23 protein-coding genes are annotated in these 22,561 nt (G+C 65.6%); 12 read left to right on the forward strand and 11 right to left on the reverse strand.

The genetic code is table 11. The features are described 5' to 3' along the window. A partial coding sequence (locus tag Q0982_RS11675; RefSeq protein WP_299395611.1) for an ABC transporter permease subunit occupies window positions 1–293 on the forward strand: 293 nt, incomplete at its 5' end. 15 nt (window positions 294–308) lie between these two features. After that, the gene (locus Q0982_RS11680; protein WP_299395614.1) at window positions 309–1,394 is read left to right on the forward strand and encodes a sn-glycerol-3-phosphate import ATP-binding protein UgpC; all 1,086 of its coding nucleotides are present in this window, start codon (window positions 309–311) and stop codon (window positions 1,392–1,394) included. 44 nt (window positions 1,395–1,438) lie between these two features. On the opposite strand, the gene Q0982_RS11685 is transcribed toward Q0982_RS11680, so the two are convergent. The 4 genes from Q0982_RS11685 to cobS all read right to left on the reverse strand — a co-directional run bounded on the left by Q0982_RS11685 (window position 1,439) and on the right by cobS (window position 4,628). Then, window positions 1,439–2,104 (reverse strand): SCO family protein, encoded by a 666-nt coding sequence (locus tag Q0982_RS11685; RefSeq protein WP_299395616.1) that lies wholly within the window; start codon window positions 2,102–2,104, stop codon window positions 1,439–1,441. A gap of 162 nt (window positions 2,105–2,266) precedes the next feature. Next, window positions 2,267–2,950 (reverse strand): lipid-binding SYLF domain-containing protein, encoded by a 684-nt coding sequence (locus Q0982_RS11690; protein WP_299395619.1) that lies wholly within the window; start codon window positions 2,948–2,950, stop codon window positions 2,267–2,269. Between the two features lie 208 nt (window positions 2,951–3,158). Beyond that, the gene (locus Q0982_RS11695; RefSeq protein WP_299395622.1) at window positions 3,159–3,848 is read right to left on the reverse strand and encodes a histidine phosphatase family protein; all 690 of its coding nucleotides are present in this window, start codon (window positions 3,846–3,848) and stop codon (window positions 3,159–3,161) included. A gap of 27 nt (window positions 3,849–3,875) precedes the next feature. Beyond that, window positions 3,876–4,628, reverse strand: coding sequence for an adenosylcobinamide-GDP ribazoletransferase (gene cobS, locus Q0982_RS11700; RefSeq protein WP_299395665.1), 753 nt, complete (start codon window positions 4,626–4,628; stop codon window positions 3,876–3,878). A 315-nt stretch (window positions 4,629–4,943) separates the two neighbouring features. Here cobS and cobT point away from each other — a divergent pair, with 315 nt between their 5' ends. The 3 genes from cobT (at window position 4,944) to Q0982_RS11715 (ending at window position 7,971) form a co-directional block, all read left to right on the forward strand. Next, window positions 4,944–5,978, forward strand: a complete 1,035-nt coding sequence (gene cobT / locus Q0982_RS11705; protein ID WP_299395624.1) for a nicotinate-nucleotide--dimethylbenzimidazole phosphoribosyltransferase — start codon at window positions 4,944–4,946, stop codon at window positions 5,976–5,978. A gap of 70 nt (window positions 5,979–6,048) precedes the next feature. Further along, window positions 6,049–7,407, forward strand: coding sequence for an ActS/PrrB/RegB family redox-sensitive histidine kinase (locus Q0982_RS11710; protein WP_299395627.1), 1,359 nt, complete (start codon window positions 6,049–6,051; stop codon window positions 7,405–7,407). 9 nt (window positions 7,408–7,416) lie between these two features. Then, entirely contained in the window at window positions 7,417–7,971 is a 555-nt protein-coding gene (locus Q0982_RS11715) for an ActR/PrrA/RegA family redox response regulator transcription factor (RefSeq protein ID WP_299395631.1), read from the forward strand. A gap of 62 nt (window positions 7,972–8,033) precedes the next feature. Here Q0982_RS11715 and Q0982_RS11720 read toward each other — a convergent pair whose 3' ends face one another. Further along, entirely contained in the window at window positions 8,034–9,314 is a 1,281-nt protein-coding gene (locus tag Q0982_RS11720) for a hypothetical protein (protein ID WP_299395634.1), read from the reverse strand. 315 nt (window positions 9,315–9,629) lie between these two features. Between Q0982_RS11720 and rfaE1 the strand changes: the two genes are divergently transcribed. Next, the gene (rfaE1, locus tag Q0982_RS11725) at window positions 9,630–11,111 is read left to right on the forward strand and encodes a D-glycero-beta-D-manno-heptose-7-phosphate kinase (RefSeq protein WP_299395637.1); all 1,482 of its coding nucleotides are present in this window, start codon (window positions 9,630–9,632) and stop codon (window positions 11,109–11,111) included. 20 nt (window positions 11,112–11,131) lie between these two features. On the opposite strand, the gene Q0982_RS11730 is transcribed toward rfaE1, so the two are convergent. Together Q0982_RS11730 and Q0982_RS11735 are read right to left on the reverse strand one after the other, a co-directional pair. Then, window positions 11,132–11,617 carry an MmcB family DNA repair protein gene (locus Q0982_RS11730; protein ID WP_299395638.1) on the reverse strand — a complete coding sequence of 162 codons (486 nt, stop codon included), beginning with the start codon at window positions 11,615–11,617 and terminating at the stop codon, window positions 11,132–11,134. 66 nt (window positions 11,618–11,683) lie between these two features. Continuing rightward, the gene (locus tag Q0982_RS11735; RefSeq protein ID WP_299395641.1) at window positions 11,684–12,097 is read right to left on the reverse strand and encodes a hypothetical protein; all 414 of its coding nucleotides are present in this window, start codon (window positions 12,095–12,097) and stop codon (window positions 11,684–11,686) included. Window positions 12,098–12,408: 311 nt separating this feature from the next. Between Q0982_RS11735 and Q0982_RS11740 the strand changes: the two genes are divergently transcribed. The 3 genes from Q0982_RS11740 to Q0982_RS11750 all read left to right on the forward strand — a co-directional run bounded on the left by Q0982_RS11740 (window position 12,409) and on the right by Q0982_RS11750 (window position 15,752). Continuing rightward, entirely contained in the window at window positions 12,409–13,008 is a 600-nt protein-coding gene (locus Q0982_RS11740; protein WP_299395643.1) for a septation protein A, read from the forward strand. A 288-nt stretch (window positions 13,009–13,296) separates the two neighbouring features. Further along, complete coding sequence (locus tag Q0982_RS11745; RefSeq protein WP_299395645.1) at window positions 13,297–14,184, forward strand: PhnD/SsuA/transferrin family substrate-binding protein; 888 nt, start codon at window positions 13,297–13,299, stop codon at window positions 14,182–14,184. Window positions 14,185–14,321: 137 nt separating this feature from the next. Further along, window positions 14,322–15,752 (forward strand): HAMP domain-containing sensor histidine kinase, encoded by a 1,431-nt coding sequence (locus tag Q0982_RS11750; protein ID WP_299395647.1) that lies wholly within the window; start codon window positions 14,322–14,324, stop codon window positions 15,750–15,752. A 64-nt stretch (window positions 15,753–15,816) separates the two neighbouring features. Here the strand turns inward: Q0982_RS11750 and Q0982_RS11755 are convergent, their stop codons facing one another. From Q0982_RS11755 to Q0982_RS11770, 4 genes are all read right to left on the reverse strand, one after another. Further along, on the reverse strand, window positions 15,817–17,052 hold the full coding sequence (locus tag Q0982_RS11755) for a histidine phosphatase family protein (protein ID WP_299395650.1): 1,236 nt from the start codon (window positions 17,050–17,052) through the stop codon (window positions 15,817–15,819). Window positions 17,053–17,140: 88 nt separating this feature from the next. Continuing rightward, the gene (locus tag Q0982_RS11760; RefSeq protein ID WP_299395652.1) at window positions 17,141–18,004 is read right to left on the reverse strand and encodes a polyphosphate polymerase domain-containing protein; all 864 of its coding nucleotides are present in this window, start codon (window positions 18,002–18,004) and stop codon (window positions 17,141–17,143) included. Then, complete coding sequence (locus tag Q0982_RS11765; RefSeq protein WP_299395654.1) at window positions 17,997–18,689, reverse strand: DUF4956 domain-containing protein; 693 nt, start codon at window positions 18,687–18,689, stop codon at window positions 17,997–17,999. The genes Q0982_RS11760 and Q0982_RS11765 overlap by 8 nt, the downstream gene beginning before the upstream one ends. Before the next feature lie 437 nt (window positions 18,690–19,126). Continuing rightward, on the reverse strand, window positions 19,127–19,837 hold the full coding sequence (locus tag Q0982_RS11770; protein WP_299395656.1) for a DUF2336 domain-containing protein: 711 nt from the start codon (window positions 19,835–19,837) through the stop codon (window positions 19,127–19,129). Window positions 19,838–20,111: 274 nt separating this feature from the next. Between Q0982_RS11770 and Q0982_RS11775 the strand changes: the two genes are divergently transcribed. The 3 genes from Q0982_RS11775 to Q0982_RS11785 all read left to right on the forward strand — a co-directional run. Then, window positions 20,112–20,693 (forward strand): RNA polymerase sigma factor, encoded by a 582-nt coding sequence (locus Q0982_RS11775; RefSeq protein WP_299395659.1) that lies wholly within the window; start codon window positions 20,112–20,114, stop codon window positions 20,691–20,693. Then, window positions 20,690–21,535 (forward strand): anti-sigma factor, encoded by an 846-nt coding sequence (locus Q0982_RS11780; protein ID WP_299395660.1) that lies wholly within the window; start codon window positions 20,690–20,692, stop codon window positions 21,533–21,535. Before Q0982_RS11775 ends, Q0982_RS11780 begins: the two co-directional genes overlap by 4 nt. A 219-nt stretch (window positions 21,536–21,754) precedes the next feature. Beyond that, window positions 21,755–22,561: molybdopterin-dependent oxidoreductase (locus Q0982_RS11785; RefSeq protein WP_299395662.1), on the forward strand; the 807-nt coding region annotated here is incomplete at its 3' end.

The following is a 22,561-nucleotide window of genomic DNA, read 5'->3' on the forward strand; positions in this document are numbered from 1 at the left end:
TGCGGTTCTTCTGGGACATCCTGCTGCCGCTGTCGCGCACCAACATCGCGGCGCTCTTCGTCATCCTCTTCATCTTCGGCTGGAACCAGTATCTCTGGCCGCTTCTGGTGACCACCGACGAGTCCTACTACACCATCGTCATGGGCATTCAGCGCATGGTGGCGGTGCCGGATTCAGAGCCGCTCTGGCATCTCATTATGGCCACCGCCATCCTGGCGATGATCCCGCCGGTCTTCGTCGTCGTGGCCATGCAGCGGCTCTTCGTGAAGGGCCTGGTGGAAACCGAGAAATAACGAACGGATAAGCCTATGGCTGACATCTCCATCCGCGCCGTGAAGAAAAGCTACGGCGACACCAAGGTGATCCACGGCGTCTCCGTGGATATCCGCGACGGCGAGTTCATCGTCATCGTCGGCCCTTCCGGCTGCGGCAAGTCGACCCTGCTGCGCATGATCGCCGGACTGGAGGTCATCACAGAGGGCGAGATCGCCATCGGCGGCCGGGTGGTCAACAATCTGGAGCCCAAGGACCGGGACATCGCCATGGTGTTCCAGAACTACGCCCTCTATCCGCATATGACGGTCTACGACAACATGGCCTACGGCCTGAAGATCGCCCGTATGCCCAAGGCGGAAATCGATCAGCGGGTGGACGAGGCGGCTGGGATCCTTGAACTGAAGGACCTGCTCGCACGCAAGCCGCGCCAGCTTTCCGGCGGTCAGCGCCAGCGGGTCGCCATGGGCCGGGCCATCGTGCGCCAGCCGGCGGCTTTCCTCTTCGACGAGCCGCTGTCGAACCTGGATGCCAAGCTGCGTGTCCAGATGCGCCTGGAGATCAAGCGCCTGCAGCGCCGCCTCGGCACCACCTCGGTCTATGTCACCCACGACCAGGTGGAGGCCATGACCATGGCCGACCGCCTGATCGTCATGAACGGCGGCCATGCCGAGCAGATCGACACGCCGCTGGCGGTTTACGAACGGCCCGAGAGCCTCTTCGTGGCCGGCTTCATCGGTTCGCCGGCGATGAACTTCCTGCCGGCGGAGGTGGCCCCGGACGGCGCCAGCCTGACGGTCAGTCAGGGCAATGCCATCCGGCTGTCGAACGGCGGGCTGCAGGGTCAGGCGGGGCGGCGGATCACCCTGGGGGTCAGGCCGGAACATCTGCACGCCGCCGAGGGCGCCAGTCCGGCCTTCACGCTGCAGGTTCAGATGGTGGAAACCCTGGGTGCGGACACGCTGGCCCACGGCGTGCTGTCGGGCCAGGACGAGACCCTGACCCTGCGGGTGCCCGGCACCATGAAAATGGCCGAGGGCGACAGCCTGCCGCTGGTCGCCGATCCCGGTGCGCTGCACCTCTTCGATCCGGAGAGCGGCCGCCGCGTCGCCGATATCTGACGCCTTGCGGAGGCCTGATCCCGGCTACGGCCGGGATCGGCGTCTCACGTGCCGGCTGAAGGCCCCGTGGCGCGCGCCGGGTCGACCTGCTTGGACAGCCCTGCGGCGATCTCCTCTGCCGTCGTCAGATGGTTGAAATGGGTCAGGTACTTTCCGTCCGGGCCCATCAGATAGACAATGGGCGAGTGATCGACCAGATAGTCGCTGGCGTCGTCCACCTCCACCTTCCTGTAGAAGGCGCGGTACGCCTTGGCGGCCACGGCGACTTCCTCGGGGGTGCCGGTCATGGCGACCATGCTGGGATGGAAGTGGCTGACGTAGTCGGCCAGGGCCTGGGTGGTGTCGCGCTCCGGATCGACGGAGACGAAAACCGGGGTCACCGCGGCGGCCTTGGCACCCTCGGCCTCCGCCAGGATGTCCAGGCCCTGCGTGACGGTCGTCAGGGTGGTCGGGCAGATGTCCGGGCAGTAGGTGTAACCGAAGAAAATCATCATATAGCGGCCTTGGAAGTCGGCGTCTGTCCGCCGCTCGCCGCGATGATCGGTCAGGGTGAAGGGCCCGCCGATCAGCGCCTCTCCGCTGATCTGGGTGTCGCTGGAGACGATCTGGCGCGGCGCCTGCGGCTGCACTGACAGCCATCCCGCGACGCCAGCCACCACGAGGGCCAGGCCGAGACCGGAGATCAACAGCACTTTGGTTCTGGGCGTCATTTGCAAAGGCCTCCTGGGAGCGGTCCCTCACGCTATGCGATCGAAATTCATAAGCATTCGCCCCTGTGGGCGCAATGCGGCGCTCTGTCGCGCCGCGCAGTTCCCGGTCAGGGTGCCCCGACCGGCTGCCCCGGCCGACTACTACCCCGCCGGACTATCCCACTAGGGCAGGGTCTCGCGCAGCTTGTCGGCCTGGGTGTTGCTGAAGGTGCGGTTGATGACGATGTCCCGCGCCCCGGCCGGGCCGCCGTAGTAGCCGGCCGCCATGTTCTTGCGCTCGAAGATCTTGGCGCCTTCCAGCGCCCCGCCGCCGAACAGGCCGACGGACTTGGAGAAGGCATAGATGTCGGAGCTGAAGTCCGTTGTCCGCGAGGCTTCGACCCCGCGGCCGACCGGGCCGACCGAGATACTGGCATCGGCGCCCAGCTTGAACTCGCTTGAGAGCATGGCGTCGACCGCCTTGTCGCTCATCAGTACGAAGACCACCTCTTTCACCTCGCCACCGATCTGCAGACCGATGGAGCCGGCGGCCAGGGTGTAAAAGGCCGGCGCCGACCAGCTGCCGTCCGTACCGCGCGCCAGGAAGACGCCCGATCCGCCCTCGGCGCCCAGGATGAAACCGCCCTTCACAAGTTGCGGGACGATGTAGATGCCCTTGGCCGACTGAATGAACTTCGAAAGCTCGAAGAAGTCCTCGTCCGCCATCAGGCGGTCGACGGTCAGGCGCGACTCGGTCACCAAAGCCTCGGCTTCGTTGTCGGCGGAAGCGGCGGTGCTGCCGACAACCACCATGAGCAGGCCAGCCGCGGTCGCCCGCAGGCCGCGCAGGATTGCTGAAGCCATCATGAAATCACCTTCCTGAGAATTGACGCTCTTTGAGTTGATGCCCTGAGAATCGATGCGACACCATGCTATCACGACACATCCAATCACGACCCGATGCTGCGGCGCTCTGCCCCGTTACCGCGGTGACCGGCCCGCCGGAGACGGCCCGGCCGTTGCCCTACCCGGCCGTTACCCTAACTGTCTGACACAACGGCATTTCATTCCGGCCTTAGGGTCTTTCCGGCATATGGGCTTTCACGTTGACCGCTGCAACGCGCCAGCTGCCGACGGGGCCGGCCGTTTCCCCCATTTTGCCCGCTCGTTGGCCCTCATCTGGGCCCGTCTGCCCGTCTTCCGCGAAATGATCGAGTCGAGTCACGGCACAGTTGTCTATAGCGAAGCTGAGCGCGCGGTCCGGCTTCAGGCCGAGGGCATGTCCCAGGGCGGCCCGAATCGGGCCGCCATGGCTGACGCAGACTACATCCCCGCCGGAGAAGCGCCGGGTCAGGCGGCCGACGGCCGCGCCGACGCGCCGGCACACGGCTGCGAAGCTCTCACCGCCGGGCGGAACCTCCTCGGCCGGGCCCAGCCAGAAGCGCCGCCAGTCGGCGCTGCGCTGCGCATCGAGCTCGGCGTAGGTCATGCTCTGCCAGTGGCCGAAATCCTGTTCCGCCAGGTCGGCCTCCACCGCGAAGGGCGGCTGGGGCAGAGCGCGTTGCCGGTGGATGGCCTCCGCGGTCTTCACGGTCCGGCTGAGGGGCGTGACCACCCAGGTGGCCTCCTGCGGCAACAGTTGGGCCAGGCCGCGGAACACCGCCTCGTCGCTGCAGTCGCAGGCGACATCGCGGTTGCCGTAGATGCGGCCGTCCTGGCCGACCACCGGGGCATGGCGGATCCACCACCAGCGCGTCACGGTCATGTCGTCTCCTGTCTCTATACCCTGCCTTTATGCCAGAAGTGCCGCCAGCACCAGCAGTACGGCGATCTCCGAGAGCTGCTGGGCGGCGCCCAGGACGTCGCCGGTATAGCCGCCGATCTGGCGCCGGGCCAGGACCGCCACCCCGGCCGAGGCGGCGGCTGCGCCGAGCAGCGCCAGGGCTGCGGCATGCCAGGGCAGCAGCAGTACCGCCGCCAGGACGCCGACCGCCGCTGCCGCCAGGGCATCGGCCCCGCGTGGCCGGCCCACCGCGGCGGCGAGACCGTCGGCGCGCGCGCCGGGCAGGCCGGCCATGATGGTGCCGAGCCCTGCCCGCGACAGGCATTGGGCGGCCAGCAGCGCAATGGCCGCCTGGCCGGCGTCGACGGCGGCGATGGCCGCCAGGGCGGCGCTGCGCAGAGCCACCGAAAACACAAGGGCAAGGACCCCATAGCTGCCGATGCGGCTGTCGCGCATGATGGCCAGCTTGCGCGCGCGGTCGCGGCCGCCGCCGAAGCCGTCGGCCACGTCTGCCAGGCCGTCCTCGTGAAGGGCGCCGGTGGCCAGGATCGTCGCCGCAACCGCCAGCAGGGCGGCGATCAGCGCCGGCAGCTGGAGCGCATCCGCCGCCAGCAGGGCCAGTCCGCCCAGGGCGCCGATCAAGGCGCCGACCACCGGATAGCAGCGGCTTGCCCGCGCCAGGGGCGCCTGCATCTCCGATGCCCCGGCGGCCGGCGGCTGCGGCACCGGAAGCCGGGTCAGCAAGGTCAGGGCAACCTTCAGGTCGTGTCCCCAGGCCGCGGGAGAGGCAGGGGAAGGACCTTGGGAAGGACCTTGGGAAGGACCTTGGGAAGGACCTTGGGAAGGTCCGGGGGATGGCCCGGGGGATGGCCCGGAGTCCGGATCTGAGCTTGGATTTGAAAGAGGGGACATGGCGGGTGGAAACTTCGCGCGGTGCTTTTCGGTTTGGTCGGCTCGTTCGGGCCGTTTATATGACAGTTCAGGGTCGCGGGTCACGATGATGGAGCCAGGCCTCCTCACCCCGGATCGTCTGGACCCGCTTGTTTGGAGGGTCCTACTTGTTTGGAGGGTAAGGCCATGAAGGCTGCAAAGACCATCGTCAGCTTCGATGAGATCCGCGCGCTTGCGAAGGCGCTGCCGGCGGCTGACGACGTCGCCGCCGAGGTCGCGCGCGACCGCCAGGCGCAACTGACAAAGCCGGCGGGTTCACTTGGCCGTCTGGAGGAGGTCGCGGTCTGGCTCGCGGCCTGGCAGGGGCGCAACCCGCCCTCGGTCGAGCGGCCCTACGCTGCGGTCTTCGCCGGCAACCACGGCATCGCGGAAAAGGGCGTCTCCGCTTATCCGGCTGCGGTGACCGCCCAGATGGTGCGCAACTTCATCGACGGCGGTGCGGCGGTCAATCAGCTCTGCAGCCTGGCCAATGCCGATCTGCGGGTCTACGAGATGGCTCTGAATGAGCCCACGGCCGACTTCTCCGAGGCCGCAGCGATGGACGAGGAGAACTGCGCCAAGGCCATGGCTTACGGCATGATGGCGGTCGAGAGCGGCATCGACGTCCTGGCCCTGGGCGAGATGGGCATCGCCAACACCACCGCCGCCGCTGCGCTTTGCTGCGGTCTTTATGGCGGCCCGGCCGCCGACTGGGTCGGCCCCGGCACCGGCATCGACGCCGAGCGCATGGCGGAAAAGGCGCGGCTTGTGGACCAGGCCGTGGCGTTGCACCGCGACGCCCTGGGCGACCCGCTGGAGGTGATGCGCCGTCTGGGCGGGCGCGAACTGGCCGCCATCGCCGGTGCCATTCTGGCCGCTCGCATGGCGCGCACGCCGGTGCTGCTGGACGGCTATGCCTGCACAGCGGCGGCGGCGGTGATCCATGCCCTCGTTCCCGGAGCGATCGATCACTGCATGGTCTCTCATGTTTCGGCCGAGCCGGGCCACAAGCGTCTCCTGCAGCGCATCGGCAAGGAGGCGCTGGTCGATCTGGGCATGCGTCTGGGCGAAGCCTCCGGCGCGATGCTGGCGGTGCTGCTGCTGAAGGCGGCCGTGGCCTGCCACAGCGGGATGGCGACCTTTGCCGAGGCCGGGGTCTCCGGCCCGGGCGAGGACGGCTGAAGCCTCTGCCGCCGGGGCTTGCCTTTCCGGGTTTGGGGTCCAGACTGGAGGCCATGCGAAAGGCCCGGATATGACGGCGACTGCCCCCCTGACCCCAGAAGCCACTCCGGCATCGGGCGGGCGGCTGCGTCTGCGCACCTTGGTGGTGATCCGCTGGGTCGCCCTCTTCGGCCAGGCAGTGACCCTCTCGGTGGTCTACTTCGGCCTCGACTATCCCATCGTCTTCATCCCGGCGATGGCGGTGATTGCGATCTCGGGCGTGGTGAACGTGATCCTCTCGGTCGCGCGTCCCAGCAGCGCCACTTGGCTGACCGACCGCGAAGCGGTTTTGAACCTCTGCTTCGACGTGGTGCAGCTGGCCGTTCTGTTGGGCATGACCGGCGGCCTGCAGAACCCTTTCGCCATGCTGATTCTGGCACCGGTGGTGATTTCCGGCTGGACGCTGTCGCGGCGCAGCACCTTCACCATCTCCGCCCTGGCCCTGGTTCTGGTTTCGGTGCTGGCGGTGTGGCACCTGCCGCTGCCCTGGCCGGAGGCTGGCGTGCAGTTGTCGCCGGTCTACATTGGCGGGGTTTGGGCGGCCCTGGTGATCGCGGTGATCTTCATCGCGGCCTATGTGTCCTCCGTCGCCCAGGAAAGCCGGCGCATGTCGCAGGCCCTGGAGGCGACGCGCCTGGCGCTGGCGCGCGAGCAGCAGCTTTCCGCGCTGGGCGGGCTGGCCGCCGCGACCGCGCATGAGCTCGGCACGCCGCTGGCCACCATTGCCGTGGTGGCGCGCGAACTGCAGCGTGAACTCGGCGCAGACTCGCCGTTGCGCGAAGACGTCGAACTGCTTCATGCGGAATCGCTGCGCTGCCGTTCGATTCTGGCCGGCCTGGCGGAGCGGCCCGCCTGGGACGACGGCTCGCCCTACCACCGGCTGCCGGTGACGGCGCTTGTGGAGGCAGCGGCGTCTTCGCACCGGCGTGAGGGCGTTGCGCTGGAAATTCACGCCGGCCCGGCGATCGACAGCGATGCGGACCAGCCGACGGTCACCCGCAATGCAGAGATCCTGCATGGCCTCGGGACGCTGATCCAGAACGCGGTCCAGTTCGCGCGCCACCGCGTCGACGTGGATGTCACCTGGGACGAGGAATCGGTGATGCTGCGCATTGCCGATGACGGCCCTGGCTTCGATATGACCGTGCTGAGCCGCCTGGGCGAGCCCTACTACTCCACCGGTCCCCGGGACCGCCGCCGCGGCGAGAGCCAGCACATGGGCCTGGGCATCTTTATCGCCCGCACGCTGCTGGCCCACTTCGGCGCCAGTATCGAGTTTTCCAACGAGATTTCCGGCGGCGCAGTGGTGGAGATTCGCTGGCCACGTCATACATTAGAAGTGAAAGAAGAGGCCGTTCTGGGACCAGACCGTCGCCGCCGTGCAAGCTAGGAGTTAACCATGCTCAACGATGCCGAAGCGCAATCCGAACCGCGCAATCTGCTGATCGTTGATGACGATCAACGCTTCTGCGACCGCTTGGCGCGGGCCATGGAGCGTCGCGACTTTGCCGTCCAGACCGCCTACTCGGTGGCCGACGGTCTCGCCTTGGCGCAGCGCGCCGCCCCCGGCTATGCCGTGGTCGACCTGCGTCTGGAAGACGGGTCCGGCCTGGAGGTTGTGCAGGCCCTGCGCGAGGCACGCGAAGATGCGCGGATCATCGTGCTGACCGGCTATGGCAACATCGCCACCGCGGTTGCGGCGGTAAAGGTTGGCGCCACCGATTACCTGCCCAAACCGGCCGATGCAGACCAGGTCGAAGCGGCGCTGCTGGAACAGGAAGAGGTGCTGCCGCCCCCGCCCTGTCATCCCATGAGCGCGGACCGCGTGCGCTGGGAGCACATCCAGCGCGTCTACGAGCAGTGCGACCGCAACGTCTCCGAAACCGCCCGGCGGCTGCGCATGCACCGGCGGACGCTGCAGCGCATTCTGGCGAAGTACGCACCGCGTAACTGATCTGGCGGCAACTGATCTGGCGGCAACTGATCTGACGAAGGTCGTTCTCTGGGACGGCCAGCTTAAGTGCTGGCCGCTGCCGCCGCCGGTGCTGTCATCTGGCGGTGGCGGGAAAGCGCGGCGCCGAGTCGCTCCGCTGCCTCCTCGCGGGTGATCTTCTCTTTCAGGAGATGATCGAGGAAGAAACCCTGGAACAGGCAGATCCCCAGGTCGTGGCCCAGTTCGATGGCGTCGTCGCTCTCGCAGCGCGTGAAGATGATGCGCTGGGCGCTGATCCGATTGATCGCGGCCCTGATGGGCGCCCCCTGCCTGCCTTCGATCTGCCGGCGCAGAGTGGGGGACCACTGCAGCTTTACGAGCTCCGCGCCCAGGTCGGTGCGGTGCACGTAGGGCAGGGAGAGCTCGTTCACGCCATCCAGACAGATGCGGTATCCGCGGTCGAGCAGGAACTCGCGGGCGAAGAGATAGCGGGTCACGTCGGCGAAGACGTCGTGGATCTGCAGCTCCAGGATGATGGTGTTGCGGCGCTTCTGGTCGAGTTGTCCGTCGAATTCCAGGAAGCGTGGCGACAGCAGGGATGCGATGTTGATGTTCAGGCTGAAGGTGTGCTTCAGCGTCGCATCGTCGTTCTTGCCCAGCCAGGCCAGCATGCGCTGGTCAAGCTGCGCGGTGAGATATTGGAAAAGCCAGCGGTCGGCGAAGACGTTCTCGTCCGGCAGCAGTGTGTCGGTCAGCGCCGAGATCGAGGTGAAGAGCTCGTGGAACAGAACCTGCGGGCGCCCGTCCGGGCCGATCTCGCAGACCGGCTGCCGGCTGGTCATGGTGGAGAGGTCGGCCTGGGTGATCGCCTTCTCGACGGCGGCCAGACCGGCGAGGCTCAGCGGCCGCTTCTCGGCCCGCCGGCCACCATTGTGCCGCAAGGTGGACTCTGCCTTCGCCTTTTCCTCCAGCAGGGTTTCGGCACACTCGACGAGTTCCTGGTAGCCGCCGGCGAAGTCGAAGTGGCTGCAGAACTCCTGCTCGGCCGCCGGCTCGTCGCTGAAGAAGGGATCTTCCCTGAGCACCCGGCAGAGGCTGTTCAGCGACTGATCGATCTGACTCACGGCGTCGCGGTCGTAGACCAGGAAGATGTCGGCGTTGTCGAGCTGGAACAGGCTCGCATCGTGAACCTTGGCGACCCGCTTCATCATGGTGATCGCCACGTTCACGCATTCCGGCAGGGTCTTGAAGGCAATCAGCTTTGAAAGGTGCACCTGGACGGCAAGGTGCTGGTCGCCGCTGCGCTCCAGCCTTTTGATGTGGTTCAACAGGGCCTGTTCCTGCATGGTAGGCTGCTGAGACATTGGGGTCGGCGGCTCCCTCTAAGCTCACACTGAAATGTGCCGTCGACCTTGTTTATCGCTTTCACCTTGCGTTTTGGTTAAACAATCAGCGAAGAGTCTGAAAAGCATCGCGTGATGGTTTATCCCGTTCCCTGTCGATGTGATTGAATTCTCGCAGTTTCCTGTGGCTTTGGGATGTAGGTGGCATAGTTTGAAACGATCCCGACTAGCGCGAGGCGCGAGTTTCGACGCCATAACTCCAGACTTGGATGACCCCTTCGGTAACCCCATGGCCCCGGTATCCCCACAACCTCAGTAACCGCACAGACTATTGCGATGCGAGAAGACACCGATGTAACGGCCTTGCTGGGCCGCCTGAAGTCCGTCCCCGTTCTGGTGCTTGGCGACATCATGCTCGACCGCTTCGTCTACGGCAGTGTCGAGCGCATCTCGCCCGAGGCGCCGATACCGATCATGCGGATTGCCCGTGAGACCGCCATGCTGGGGGGCGCTGGCAATGTTTTGCGGAACCTGGCGGCGTTGGGCGCGCGGCCCCTGGGCGTTGCCGTGGTGGGCGAGGATGCCGCCGGCTGGGAGGTGCGCGACCTCGCAGAGCACTGCCTGGAGCCGGTCGGGGGCAAGGCCCATCTGGTGAGTGACGCGGGGCGGCCGACCACCATCAAGGAGCGCTTCATCGCCGGCGGCCAGCAATTGCTGCGCGCTGACCGCGAAGAGGCCGGCGTCCTCGGCAGCGAGGCGACGGCTGCGGTCACGGAGGCGGCGCTTGCAGCGATCGACCAGGTATCGGCGGTGATCCTCTCCGACTACGGCAAGGGCGTGCTCGATCCCGACGTCATTGAGGCCGTCGTGGCTGCAGCGGCGAAGCGCGGCTGTCCGGTGGTCGTGGATCCCAAGGGCCGGGACTTCCGCCGCTACCAGGGGGCCGGCTGGGTGACGCCGAACCGGCGCGAGCTTCAGGAGGCCTCCGGCCAGTCGGTGGAGGACGACGAGGCGGTCGTGGCGGCCTGCCGCAAGATCATTGCCGAGGCCGGCATCGGCGCGGTTCTGGCCACCCGCAGCGAACACGGCATGACGCTGGTGCAGGCTGGCCCGGGCGGCGCTGTTCATCACCTGAAGGCCCGGGCGCAGGAGGTTTACGATGTCTCCGGCGCCGGCGACACCGTCGTTGCCGCCTTCGCCCTCGCCCTGGGTGCGGGGCTTCAGCCGGCCGAAGCCGCGAGCCTTGCCAATGCCGCTGCGGCAATCGTGGTGGGCAAGCTCGGGACGGCCGTGGCACAGCCCGGCGAGATCGCACAGACTTTCCATGCCGATGAACTGCTGGCGGCGGAGACCAAGGTGGTCGACCTGGAAAGCCTCCTCGAGCAAGCCGCCCGCTGGCGCCGGCGCGGCCTCCGGGTCGGCTTCACGAACGGCTGTTTCGACCTTCTGCATCCCGGCCATGTTTCTTTGCTGCAGCAGGCCGGGGCTGCCTGCGACCGCCTCGTTGTCGGGCTCAACAGCGATGCCTCTGTGCGGCGCCTGAAGGGCGAGGACCGGCCGGTGCAAAGCGAGGCGGCGAGAGGCGCTGTGCTGGCCTCGCTGGCCAGCGTCAGCCGCGTGGTGGTGTTTTCCGAGGACACGCCGCTCGCGCTCATCGAAACCCTGAAGCCGGAAGTCCTGGTCAAGGGGGCCGACTACAGTCTTGACCAGGTGGTCGGCGCCGACGTTGTTCAGAGCTATGGCGGCCGCGTCTTGCTGGCGCAGCTCACGCCCGGCCAGTCGACCACCGCCACCATAGAGCGGCTGGCCCGCGGCTAGACTATCCGGGCAGGCTGGTCTCAGCCTGAGGGTGCGAAGGCATCAGGATCCATACAGAGGGTCAGACGCCGCGCCGCGAGTTGGGCGAAGCGCAGCGTGATGGCGCGCCGGCGCGCGGCATTCAGCGGCGCCGCTGCGGCTTCGCGAATGACGGTGGCGCCATAGGCATCGGCCACCATCAGACCCTGATCGCCGGGTATCAGGTCCCGCGGGAAGTCTTCCGCGACGGCGAAGTAGAAGCGGTCGCAGTAGTCCCGGTATTCCGGCCACTTGTGGTCGCTGCGAAAGTCCTCGACGCTGGATTTGATTTCGATGATCGTCAGACCGCCCTTGGGGTCCAGACACATGAGGTCGGCGCGGCGGCCGCTGCGCAGGGTGAACTCCGAAAGGCAGACAAGGCCAAGTTCCGCGTGGTAGCGCACCAGCCCGCGCGACAGCAGCGATGCCGTGTCGCGGCGGGCGGTTTCAGGAAGGCCCTGGGGTTCGAAGGGCGGTGCCGGTGTCATCGCCCCCGAGACTAGAGCAGAAGCGGGCGTGATGGAAACGCCCCTGCGGGCTGGCTGCTGCAGCCCCTAAAGCAGCGCCTGCAGGACGACGGCCAGCAGGCCGGCGGGGATCAGCCAGAGAGCAGCGGTAATGGCATAGCCGAAGAAGGTGAAGGGGCCGGAGACCGCACCTTCGCTGAACAGGCGGTCGAAGCCGCGCCGCTCGCGGCCCAGCAGCAGCACCAGGTAATAGCGCCGGCGGCCGATCGGCAGGGAACGGCGGAGTTCGACCGCGTGCTTGGCGACGCCGCGGGCACCGAACATGTTCTTGATTGCCGCGCATTGCTCGGGCGTGAAGCTGGCGGCCACCTTCGGGTCGATGCGCTTGAAATAGTGCTCGATGAATGGGTCGCGTTGGGGTGCCGGCCGATCACGCGGCGGGGTGCTGACTTCAGCTGCGGCAGGGGGAAAGGCTTGTGATGAAGCGGATTGTTCAAACACGCTCAAAAGCTCCTGACGGGCAACGGACCTGCATGACTTACAAAATGTCACGGCAGCTTTAAGAAGCTGTTAAGGACTGACCGCCTTTGGCTTGAATTCGCGGAAAAGCCGAAGGGTTTTGCCCGGCTCGTCCCTCTGCGGAGGTGAACTGCGGCCGGGCCTTCCCTATATTGTGAGGTTCTGCGCTGTGGCTTTTGGCTGCCGTGCCCCTGTAACATGAACCAAGGCCTGGCCGGAGCCCGCCGGCGGAAGCGGCTGGAGACTGTGGGCGGCGCGCCCTTGCCGCAGCCCGGGACGAGACGAGGAACTGCGTGAGCGAAACAACAGAGACGAAGGCGCCGGCGTGGCTGAGGCCGGCGGTCGACTACGGGCCCCTGGCGATCTTCTTCGCGACCTATTGGTTGAGCGACCTGATGATGGCGACGCTGGCCATTATGATCGCCACCGCCGTGGCTCTGCTGCTGTCATTTGTAATCGAGCGGCGCTTGCCCCCCATGCCTTTGGTGACGGCCGTTGTGGTCGTCGTTTTCGGTGGCCTCACCCTCTGGCTTGAGGATGAGACCTTCTTCAAGATGAAGCCGACCATCGTGCAGCTGCTGTTCGCGGCCGTCCTCTTCGGCGGCCTGGTGTTCAAGCGGCCTCTCCTGAAGCCGCTTCTGGAGTCGGCCTGGCCCCTGGACGAAGCGGGCTGGGTAAAACTCTCCAGCCGCTTCGCCTGGTTCTTCGTTGCAATGGCGGCCCTCAACGAGGCGGTCTGGCGCACGCAGTCGACGGACTTCTGGGTCACCTTCAAGGTCTTCGGCATCCTTGCTCTGACCTTTGTCTTTGTGGCCTCGCAGATTTACTTCATGCGCGGCCACATGCTCTCGATGGACGAAGATCAAGCCGAGACGAGCGGCCGAGAGGGCTGAAGTCCTAGGTTTTTCTGACTGTTGGCGCGCGGCGGTCGGGCCCGGACCGGGTGGCGGCAACCGCTCCTTCGTCCGGATATCGAGACGCTGTTCCAATCTCTGCGCGGGTTTATGCGCCCTTGGCCGGCGGCGTGGAGGATTTTGCCGGCGGAACAATTATCAGTTGTTCTGATTGTCTAATATTCTAGAGAACTCCATTATCGTTAGAGTTTTCAATCTTTATTAACTTCACTCTCCTTTACTTACCCGCAAACGCATGAAACCAGATGCCTTTGCGGGGTAACCAAGATGAGCTTTCTGTTCACGCGCAGACACACGCTGTGCTCGCTTGCAGCGGCCCTGGGTGTCGCTGCGTTCATTGGGATCAACCCCAAGCCTGCTGACGCCAAGGTCGTTCTGACCTTCGGGACCTACGCTCCGGACAAGCCGTCGGCGATGGTCGCGCAGCTTCGCCCGACCCTCGATGTGATTGCCGAGGAAACGTCCAAGGTCCTCGGCGAAGAGGTCGAGATCAAGCTGCAGCTTGTGAAGGGCTACGAAGCCGGTGTCGATCTGATCGTCAACGGCGATGTCGACTTCACGCGCCTGGGTCCGGCCTCTTATGTCTTTGCCAAGGAATCGCAGCCCGGCCTGTCCGTTCTTGCGATGGAGAACAAGAACGGGGCCAAGTCGTTCAACGGCATCATCGCCGTGCATCGCGACAGCGCGCTGAACGACGTTGCCGAGCTGCGGGGCCACAGCTTCGCCTTTGGATCGAAGCGCTCGACACTCGGGCGCTACTTCTCCCAGCTTACCCTGATGCGCGCCGGCCTCTATGCCCGCGATCTCGCGCGCTATGACTATCTTGGGCGCCACGACAAGGTCGGCCGCGCTGTCGGTTCCGGCCTCTTCGACGCCGGTGCGCTGGAGGAGACGACCTTCAAGAAGCTGGTGGACAGAGGCGTGCCGATCCGCGCCCTCTACAAGTTCAGGAACTCGACCCGTCCCTGGGTTGCCCGCGCCGGTCTGGATCCGCGGGTTAGAGATGCCTTGCAGCAGGCGCTCCTGAACGTCACGGACCGCAACGCGCTCAAGGCCCTGCGCTTTGACGGCTTCTTCGAAGGCGATGACAGCGACTACGAACCGACCCGTGAGGCGATCCGACAGAACCCGCAGTTCTTCGCTCAGCTTCAGTGAACTCAGCCGCCGGTGGCACCCATAGGCCGTAGATGGATCAGCATGCCTCCATGCCCCGAATCATTGGGCCGGCAGATGGCCCAGAGAGTCGGGGCCGGCTGCGGCTAGGCACTCAGCTTCTGTTGGGTCTGGTGGCCTTGGCCTTTCTGCTGGCTACCCTGGCCGGCTACCAACTCCGTCACGCCGAGCAGGCCTACCTGTTGGAACGCGCCGCCGAAGAGGCGGAGCGCAAGTTCGATCTGATCCGCCTGTCTTCCCTGGAAGACATCATCAGCGAAGATCTGCCGCGCCTGGAGACGACCATGAGCCAGATGGTCGTCCGCGATCCCGATCTCGCCTCCGCCAAGATCGTCAACGAGGACGGCGCGGTGCTCTATGCCTGGCAGCGCCAGCTCAAGACCGCGAAGTCCGTCGTCGAGATCTCGAAGTCCGTTACCTTTGCGGGCGAGAACTTCGGCCGCATGACCTTCACCTGGGACAACTCGCGCATTGAGGAAGAGACGGCCAAACACGCCTGGTCGATTGCCATCTCTCTCGGCATTGTCTGCTTCATTCTCTCGCTGCTCATCTTTCTCCTGGTCAATGCCTTTGCCGTGCGCCCCGTCAACACGCTCTCGGCCCGACTGCGCAGCTTCAGCCGCGGCGTCTTCAGGTCCCAGGACGAACTGCCTTCCTTCACATCGATGGAGTTGCAGCAGCTGGACGAGGCGGTCAATGCGGTCGGCGTCCTCCTCACCCAAAAGGCGCATCGCGAGGCGGAGCTGGAAGATGCACGCGATCAGGCCGAATCCGCCAATCGCGCCATGACCTCCTTCCTGGCCAACATGAGCCACGAACTGCGCACCCCGCTGAACGCCATCAACGGCTTCTCGGAGATGATGGAGATGGAGCTCTACGGCCCCATCGGCGACCCGCGCTATGCCGACTACGTGAAGCAGGTGCGCAGCTCCGGGCTGCATCTGCTGGCGCTGATCAACGACATTCTCGACATCTCCAAGATCGAGGCGGGCCGCGTCGATCTGAGCATCGAAGATGTCGACTTCCGTGCCGAGGTCGAGGCTTGTGTCGAGCTGGTGCAGGACAAGGCGAGCCAGGGGCGCTTGCGGCTGGTTGTCGATCTCGGCACCGAGATCCCGACCCTGCGCGCCGACGGGCGCCGTCTGCGGCAGGTTCTGCTCAACCTGCTGAGCAACGCCATCAAGTTCACCGAACCCGAAGGCGAAGTTGTGATCTCGGCGCAGTGGATTACGAGCTCAGGCCTGCGTGTGATCGTGCGCGATAGCGGCATCGGCATTCCGCCGGACAAGCTCGAAACCGTGATGCAGCCCTTCGGCCAGGTCGAGAACGCCTACACGCGCGAGCACGAGGGCACCGGCCTCGGCCTGCCTATGGCGGCAGCGCTGGTGAAGCTTCACGGCGGCGAGTTTTCGATCGAGAGCGAGTACCGCCGCGGGACCACCGTGTCGTTCGTTCTGCCGCCGCGCATCGCCAAAGGGGACGAGGAAGCCGAAGCACCGCCGGCCTCCTCGGTCCCTCTCGCCGCTGTTGCCGGCCTGCGCCGGCGCTAGCACTTCTCCCGGTCTCTGGGCAGTGCCTTCCGGTCGCCGCAGCGGGGCTCGAAACGGGTGCGCTCTAGCCGCTGCACTCCTGACGCCAGTTCCGCGGAATCACCTCGGCGACCGCCGAGGCGAAGGTCTGGAGCCGGCACATCGGCGAATCGCATCCAGGGACCGTGATGACCTGTTCGCCTTCGTCGGTGACAAACTTCATGCGCACCGCGAAATCGCCCGGGGCGGTCTCGTGCAGTTCGAAGGCATAGTGCGACCCCAGGGGCGGGACCCTGCCTTTGAACAGCGGTCCTTCGGTGCGAGCCGTTTCGATGCCGAGTGCCGCGTCCACCCCCAGCATCGTGCGCTGGTGGCCGGAGTAGAGGTAGAGGCGCTTGGCGTCGGGCCTGCCTTCGGTCACTTTGACGAAGTTCTTCAGAACCTCGCCGACGAAGGATCCGCCGGTGAGTCGGCCGACCGTGCGGCCGAGGAACTGGTGATGGTAGTTCCAGTCCGCCAGGGCGCTCATCTGCTCCATGTCCTCGAGCGAGATGCCTTCAGGCAACGGCAGGTCGTGCTGAAGGTTGGCTGACAGCGGCTCGTAAACCTCATTGACGAGATACAGCATCCTGCCGATCCGCTCGCCCTCGTTCACACCCATGACCGCGGAAACGCGGCGCAGGAAGTCTTCATATTTGCGGCCCTGCGTCTCATAGAGCTCGGTGTTCCCGAGGCGCTTGACGAACTCGCGGTAGCGGGTGCAGCTCGCGCGCCCGGTCCAGGGGCGCATGACCGCGTCGTTCTCCAGCGCCACGGCGTGAACCGGAACCGGCGTGAAGGCCAGGTCGGCACGCGGCGCGGCCTCCATGTCGGAAAGGTAGACGGAGGGGTCCGGGCCCACGCCCAGGGGATAGAGGCCGAGGATCATCATCTGGGCGGACTGCAGTGCCCGGTCCGTGTTGCTGGCGCGGACATGGACCTCGTCGGTGTGATAGCGCGCGCTGATCAGACCGAGATCTTCGACATAGCGCTTTCTCAGGCGCTGGCCCTGCTCGTACATGCCGCGCATACCGACGGCTGTCAGCTGGCTGAAACCCATCGGCCACTCGGTGGCGTTCTTCGGCGGCGAGTACTTCGGCGAAATGACGCCGTGGCGGTACAGCAGCGAGACGGCCCGCAGCGTCTCCCGATCGCTCTCCAGCGATGCTGTGTCCTGTGCGGCGGACGGTGCGAAGGGAGCTGCCAAAAGCAGGATCGCTGCGGCGGCAGCGCCGAGCAGGGTCCTTCTTGCTGTGCGAAGCGAGTGGTCTCGGATGGTCATCGCCGTGATCCTTTCCTTCCTGGTCCTTTGTGTTCCGAGGTTTAGTGCCAAAGAGGTCTTCGTGAGTCTCCCCGCTTCGACCGGCCGCTTACTGAAAGCGGCTGGACCGGAAGCGCCGGCTGCGGAATTGGTCGAAGCAGCGCTCCAGGGCGACTGCAAACTTGGAGAAGGTGCGCTGCTGCAGGCCGAGGCTGTTGAGCCGCGAGATCAGGATTTTCGGCACCTGCTCGTTGTACTTCACCTCCAGCACGGTCTCGCCGCCGGGCAGCGCCTCGATGTAGCCGGCAGGGGGACTGTCGGCGCGGGTCGCAAGGCTGCATTGGAAGCGCGTGTCGAAGGTGACCCTGAGGCTGCCGTAAAAATCGCTGTGAAAGGCCTCGCGGTTGTACACCGTCATGACGCAAGGCTGCAGGTTATAGCGGTCGCAGAGATAGATGAACTCGCGGGCGACGGCGTCTTGGTGTCCCTGCAGCACGCGCGCCGCGGCGCCGCCGTTCAGCAGGTCGTCCGCCTCCGCCTTTGTCAGTTGCAGACGGCGCTTGGCGACGATGCGGTCGTAGCGGCCTTTGAACTCCAGGAAGACGGAGGACGCTTCGGCGCCCAGGGCAGAGCGGTAGAAGCGGATGCGCGGCTTGATGCGGGCCAACTCGCCTTCGTGCTTCTCTGTGTAGTAGCGGTAGTGCGGCGAGTCGAAGTAGACCGATTGATTGACGTAGCCACCCTGCTGCCCGTTGTTGGCATCGGGCGCCAGCAGTCCGGAGAGGACGGCGCGCACCTGGCGCAGGTCGCGCGCGGGGACCAGATACTTGATCTCGTAGCGGTTTGTATAAGCCTGAGGCCAGAGCGGCCCGGGCGGCGTTTCGTCCGCAGCGGGATCGGCTGCGCGTGCAGGCCCGCCGAGCGAAAGCGGATCCAGCTCCGTATCGCGCCGTGCCCGGCTGCGCTCAGACATTCACGGAGCCTTCGCCGACGAGCAGGTTGATGGCCTGGGGGTTCACCTTCTCGCGCAGGCGCTCGATGAAGTCGCCGTACTCCACACGCGGTTTCAGTTCGACTTCGTAGACGACTTCTTCCATTCCCGCATCGTCGCTGACACGGCTGATCGACACCACGGCGTAGTGCCGGCAGTACTCCCGGCAGAGCGCCGCGACGGCATCCTTCTCCAGCGGGTCAATGCGCAGCTTCAGCACATAGGAGCGGTGGTCGAGGTCGCCGAACTTGAAGGCGTGGAAGGCCAGCATCAGCGCGCCGAGGAAGAGGGTGAAGATGGCGGCATAAAGGTGGAAGCCGGTGCCGGCGGCCATGCCGATGGCGATGGCGGCGAAGATGAAGATCAGATCGCGGCTGTCTTTGACCGGTGTACGGAACCGCACGATGGACATGGCGCCGACGAGGGCGAAGGCCCGCGCGATCTCCGAACCGATGACGATCATGATCAGGGAAACGATGAGCCCGACCAGCACGATCGACTGGACATAGGACTTCGAATAGGAGTAGCCGCCGTGGGTCCGGATGTAGATCCACGCCAGGGCGAAGTTCAGCACTGCGCTGGTCAGCAGGGCGAACACAAGATCGGTAAGGGTGACGCTTGGAGTGATCTCCAGGGTGGTCAACAGGTCCTGAGGCAATTCTTCCATGTACTGCGGCTCTCTCCACGCATCCGAAAAGGGTGGTCGCTACAGGGACGCCCTCGATGCACGGATATCCGCTCGAACTGCCCCCCGCCCTGGTTCAATCTCTGGTCATGCCGGACCTGTTGTCAAAGGTCTTCCGACTCAACCATCGGATTAAACTACCGTGATAACTCCAAAAACCAAGATTAATTGTGACAGAATTGTTTCACTGGATGATATTTGATTTGGTTCTTCTTTCATAGCGTGTAGTAGAAAGGAAATATTACCTAATTAACCTTATTCGCACTGCTGATGATTAGAGGTCTTGTGTGTCTGTTTAGAGGCTGCTTGAGGAACGACCTCTGGCTTTCACTGGAAAACGCTGTGGTTGCCGCGATTACTACTATGTCTGAGCACGACTTCAACTGGAGCGTCCGGACCTCCTCAACCCGGTCGGCGCTTCAACGGGAGAACAACTGTCGGCGCCACCAGGGTGCGCCGCTGCCGTGTCGGCGCTGTGCTTCGCGGGCGGCGTTCGGCGAGACCGGGTGGCGGGCGAGAAGCGACTGCTGCAAAGGCTGGGCACTGTCCAGCAAGAGGGCTTCGGCCACCGAAGGCGGCAGATGGCTGCGGCCGATCATTCTTTCCTGAACCTCTGCGTCCCCAGGGAAACGGGTCAGGCAGCTCTGCAGCGACTCCCCCGAAATCTCTGCGCTGTCGTTGGCAAGCAGGGAGAGCAGGACCCGCTGCGGCGCGAGCTCGGCCAGGGCGCTGGTCACCGCCGCGGGCAAGCCGGGGCGGGCCGCAAGCGTCACCTGCCGCACCGGATCGCCGCTCCAGACGATCTTGACGAGATCCGCCTCCTGCAGCAGCGGCGAATGGGCGATGAACGGCAGCGCCACCGATGGCCGGTCGTTGGCCAGAGCCAGGACGATGTCGCGCGGCAGGTCCGCCGCGGTCTTCACGGCCTCGCTGAGTTTGCGCCGTGCGGCTTCGTCACCCTGGCGCAGCACGCCCCGAAAGGCGGCCAAGGCGTGGTCCAGTGCGTCCGGCGCCAGCGCTCCATCGCCAAGCCGCGTGGCCGCGCGCAGAGCCTCTGCCAGGCCGTCCGGCGCGTCGTTTGCGGGTTTGGACGCCGGAAACGGCGTCTGGTCACGGGCGAAAGGCGGCATGCCGCAGCTTGGCTCCCCTTGACTGCACAGGCGGCCACGGAAGGGGCGGACCCCCCGGGACGCGAAGCCAAATTATTGATTCGCTTTCGTAAAGGAGACGCTAAGCCGCCGCGCTGAGAGCATTGCGGCGGGTTCCACCATCCAGCGGTGACGGCAGGACATCAGCGGTAAAAGCGGCCGATAAACCCGTTTAGGTTGTATTTCCACGAGACTCCCCTTGCCATGGCGGGATGTCCTCGGTCAGGATGTCGCAGCCGCCGGGGGAGAAGCAGGCATGAAGAAGGTCGCCGGCCAAGGCCTGGCCCGCCACCGTTTGGAACACTACCTCGACCGCCTGTTCGGATACGCCGTCAGTCTTGCCGGCGATCGGGAGACTGCCGCCGAGTTGTTGCACGACAGTGTGGTCAAGGCCCTCTCGGCCCGTCGCGTGCCGATGGACGAACCGGCTTACCGGGCCTGGCTTTTTCGGATCCTGCGAAACGGATTCATCGACCGCCTGCGGCGCGACAGGTCGCGCTCGGGCGTGTTCGACAGCCAGCCGGCGGAGTCCGTTGAGGCCCAGGACCTGCGGCAGCTTGCGGGCCTGCGTGGGGATCACCAGATTGTAAATGTCCTGACGGTCAAACTGGCGCTCGAGCGCCTGCCGGTCAGGCACCGCGAGATCGTCGCGCTGATCGACCTGGCCGGCCTGACCTACAGCGAAGCTGCCGAGGTTCTGGACGTGCCCCCCGGCACTGTGATGAGCCGAATCAGCCGCGCCCGCCAGGCGTTGTTCATGGCGCTCAACGAGAGCAATGTGCGCGTGCTGACGAAATCGAGCCGCCCGAAATCGACCGGCAAGGAATCTGCTTTGTGAAGACCGCACAGCCGACCTGGGAGGATCTGAACGCCTACGTCGACGGGGAACTGCCCGACGAGCGTGCGGCGGAGGTGGCGGCGGCGCTTGGCCGCGATCCCCAACTCGCCGAGCAGGTGGCCGCCCTGCATCGTATGAAAGGATCGGTCGGCAGGCTCGTCACCGACGCGCCGGTCGACCTGCCGCGGGTCGAAGCGCGCCGGCCGTCCTGGCTGCGCGGCGGCCTTGCCCTCGCGGCTTCGCTGGCCCTGGTCACGCTGATCGGATCTCTTTGGATGTTTCTGGCCGCACCGCCGCCCGCCTACGCGGTCTGGGCCGAGCGTGCCCTGACCAGCCACCGCGCCTGGCCCGCCGGTCCGCAGGCCAGCGCCGGCGAAGCACAGCGTCTGCAGCTTGCCGCCCAGCGGGAACTCGGCCCCGCAGCTTTCGTTCCGGATCTGCGTGCCGCCGGCCTTACCCTCAGCCACCTGGGTGCGGGACCGCGGGCCGACGGCCGCGAGTCCCTGCACCTCGGCTACCGCGGCGCGCGCGGCTGCCGGCTCAGTCTGTTCCTGCTCTCCGGCGGCCTGGGGTTGGAGGAGGCACTCCAGGATCTCGGCTCGCTGGATAGCGGTGTGGGGGACAGCGATGCGCGCGGCCATCAGCCGGGTGCGCACGAAGCGGTTGCATGGCAGGCAAACGGCCTCAGCGTGCTTCTGCTGGCCGAAGGCATGGACCCGTCGCGCTTTGCCGAAGTCTCGCGGCGCATCTTCGAGGCGAGTTTTCAACGCAAGGCCTTCGATTCAGAGGTGCGCCAGGCGTTGCGCCAAAACCATCAGGACAGTGCCCGCTGCCTGGTGTGAGGAGTTGCTCCAGGCCGGGCCGCTGATCCTTCCGGCCCTTCCGGTTCCTTCCGGCCCTTCCGGGGCAAATCGTCGCGTTCGGCAAATTCATGGAATAGTTCGCTGCACCGTTTCGTTTCCTCTGTTATGACGCGGAGGGACAGCTTCATTTCGCGCCGCAATCGCTGAGCGCCGCTGTTCCACAAAAAAAGTCCCGCGCAGATCATGAGGAGGAAGTCGATGCCCCTTGGTATGCGAGAGCGTGGTCTTTTCGAACTTTACCAGGACGATCCCGAGCACGCCGATTTCACCGTTTTCGGCCGCCGTGCCCATGCTGACCGGCGCGGGTTTCTGCGCGGTGCCGGCCTGGCGACCATGGGCGCCATGCTGGGCGCCGCCATTCCCTTTCACCGCAGCATGCCTTCCGGCCTGATCCCCGCGGCGCTGGCCGAGGAGACGGAGCTCTCGCTCTTCGAAGCCAAGGACGGTCTGACCCTGTTGAACGACAGGCCGGTCAATGCCGAGACGCCGCCGCACCTGCTGGATGACTCGGTAACCCCCAACGCGCGGCACTTCGTGCGCAACAACGGCACCGTGCCCGACATGGCTCTTGCCATGAATGCGGAAGGCTGGCGCCTCACTGTGGACGGGGCGGTGAGTACGCCTCTGGAGCTGACACTGGACGATCTGCGCAGCCGCTTCGAGGTCGTCACACTGAAGCTGCAGCTCGAATGCGGCGGCAACGGGCGGGCCGCATTCAATCCGCCGGCCAAGGGCAACCAGTGGACCCTCGGTGCCATCGGCAATGCGGAGTGGACGGGTGTGCGCTATGCCGACGTGCTCAAGGCTGCCGGCGTGAAGAGCGAGGCGATCTACACCGCTCACTACGGTATGGACGGCCATCTCTCGGGCAACCCCGAAAAGTTGCCGATCTCGCGCGGCGTTCCGCTGGCAAAGGCGATGGACCCGCACTCGCTGATCGCCTTCGAGATGAACGGCGAGCCGATCCCGGCGCTGAACGGCTTTCCCGTGCGCACCCTCTGCCCG

Origin of the sequence: Pelagibius sp., from assembly GCF_028281305.1 — a bacterium.
Taxonomy (GTDB): Bacteria; Pseudomonadota; Alphaproteobacteria; order Kiloniellales; family Kiloniellaceae; genus Pelagibius.

Bases quoted from the DNA above. Each gene is read 5' to 3' on its own strand.
- Q0982_RS11730 (WP_299395638.1), bottom strand. From the start codon at position 11,617: ATGACACCGGCACCGCCCTTCGAACCCCAGGGCCTTCCTGAAACCGCC.
- Q0982_RS11745 (WP_299395645.1), top strand. From the start codon at position 13,297: ATGAGCTTTCTGTTCACGCGCAGACACACGCTGTGCTCGCTTGCAGCG.
- Q0982_RS11685 (WP_299395616.1), bottom strand. From the start codon at position 2,104: ATGACGCCCAGAACCAAAGTGCTGTTGATCTCCGGTCTCGGCCTGGCC.
- Q0982_RS11760 (WP_299395652.1), bottom strand. From the start codon at position 18,004: ATGTCTGAGCGCAGCCGGGCACGGCGCGATACGGAGCTGGATCCGCTT.
- Q0982_RS11770 (WP_299395656.1), bottom strand. From the start codon at position 19,837: ATGCCGCCTTTCGCCCGTGACCAGACGCCGTTTCCGGCGTCCAAACCC.
- Q0982_RS11765 (WP_299395654.1), bottom strand. From the start codon at position 18,689: ATGGAAGAATTGCCTCAGGACCTGTTGACCACCCTGGAGATCACTCCA.
- Q0982_RS11720 (WP_299395634.1), bottom strand. From the start codon at position 9,314: ATGTCTCAGCAGCCTACCATGCAGGAACAGGCCCTGTTGAACCACATC.
- rfaE1 (WP_299395637.1), top strand. From the start codon at position 9,630: ATGCGAGAAGACACCGATGTAACGGCCTTGCTGGGCCGCCTGAAGTCC.
- Q0982_RS11680 (WP_299395614.1), top strand. From the start codon at position 309: ATGGCTGACATCTCCATCCGCGCCGTGAAGAAAAGCTACGGCGACACC.
- cobT (WP_299395624.1), top strand. From the start codon at position 4,944: ATGAAGGCTGCAAAGACCATCGTCAGCTTCGATGAGATCCGCGCGCTT.
- Q0982_RS11715 (WP_299395631.1), top strand. From the start codon at position 7,417: ATGCTCAACGATGCCGAAGCGCAATCCGAACCGCGCAATCTGCTGATC.
- Q0982_RS11710 (WP_299395627.1), top strand. From the start codon at position 6,049: ATGACGGCGACTGCCCCCCTGACCCCAGAAGCCACTCCGGCATCGGGC.
- Q0982_RS11775 (WP_299395659.1), top strand. From the start codon at position 20,112: ATGAAGAAGGTCGCCGGCCAAGGCCTGGCCCGCCACCGTTTGGAACAC.
- Q0982_RS11690 (WP_299395619.1), bottom strand. From the start codon at position 2,950: ATGATGGCTTCAGCAATCCTGCGCGGCCTGCGGGCGACCGCGGCTGGC.
- Q0982_RS11755 (WP_299395650.1), bottom strand. From the start codon at position 17,052: ATGACCATCCGAGACCACTCGCTTCGCACAGCAAGAAGGACCCTGCTC.
- Q0982_RS11695 (WP_299395622.1), bottom strand. From the start codon at position 3,848: ATGACCGTGACGCGCTGGTGGTGGATCCGCCATGCCCCGGTGGTCGGC.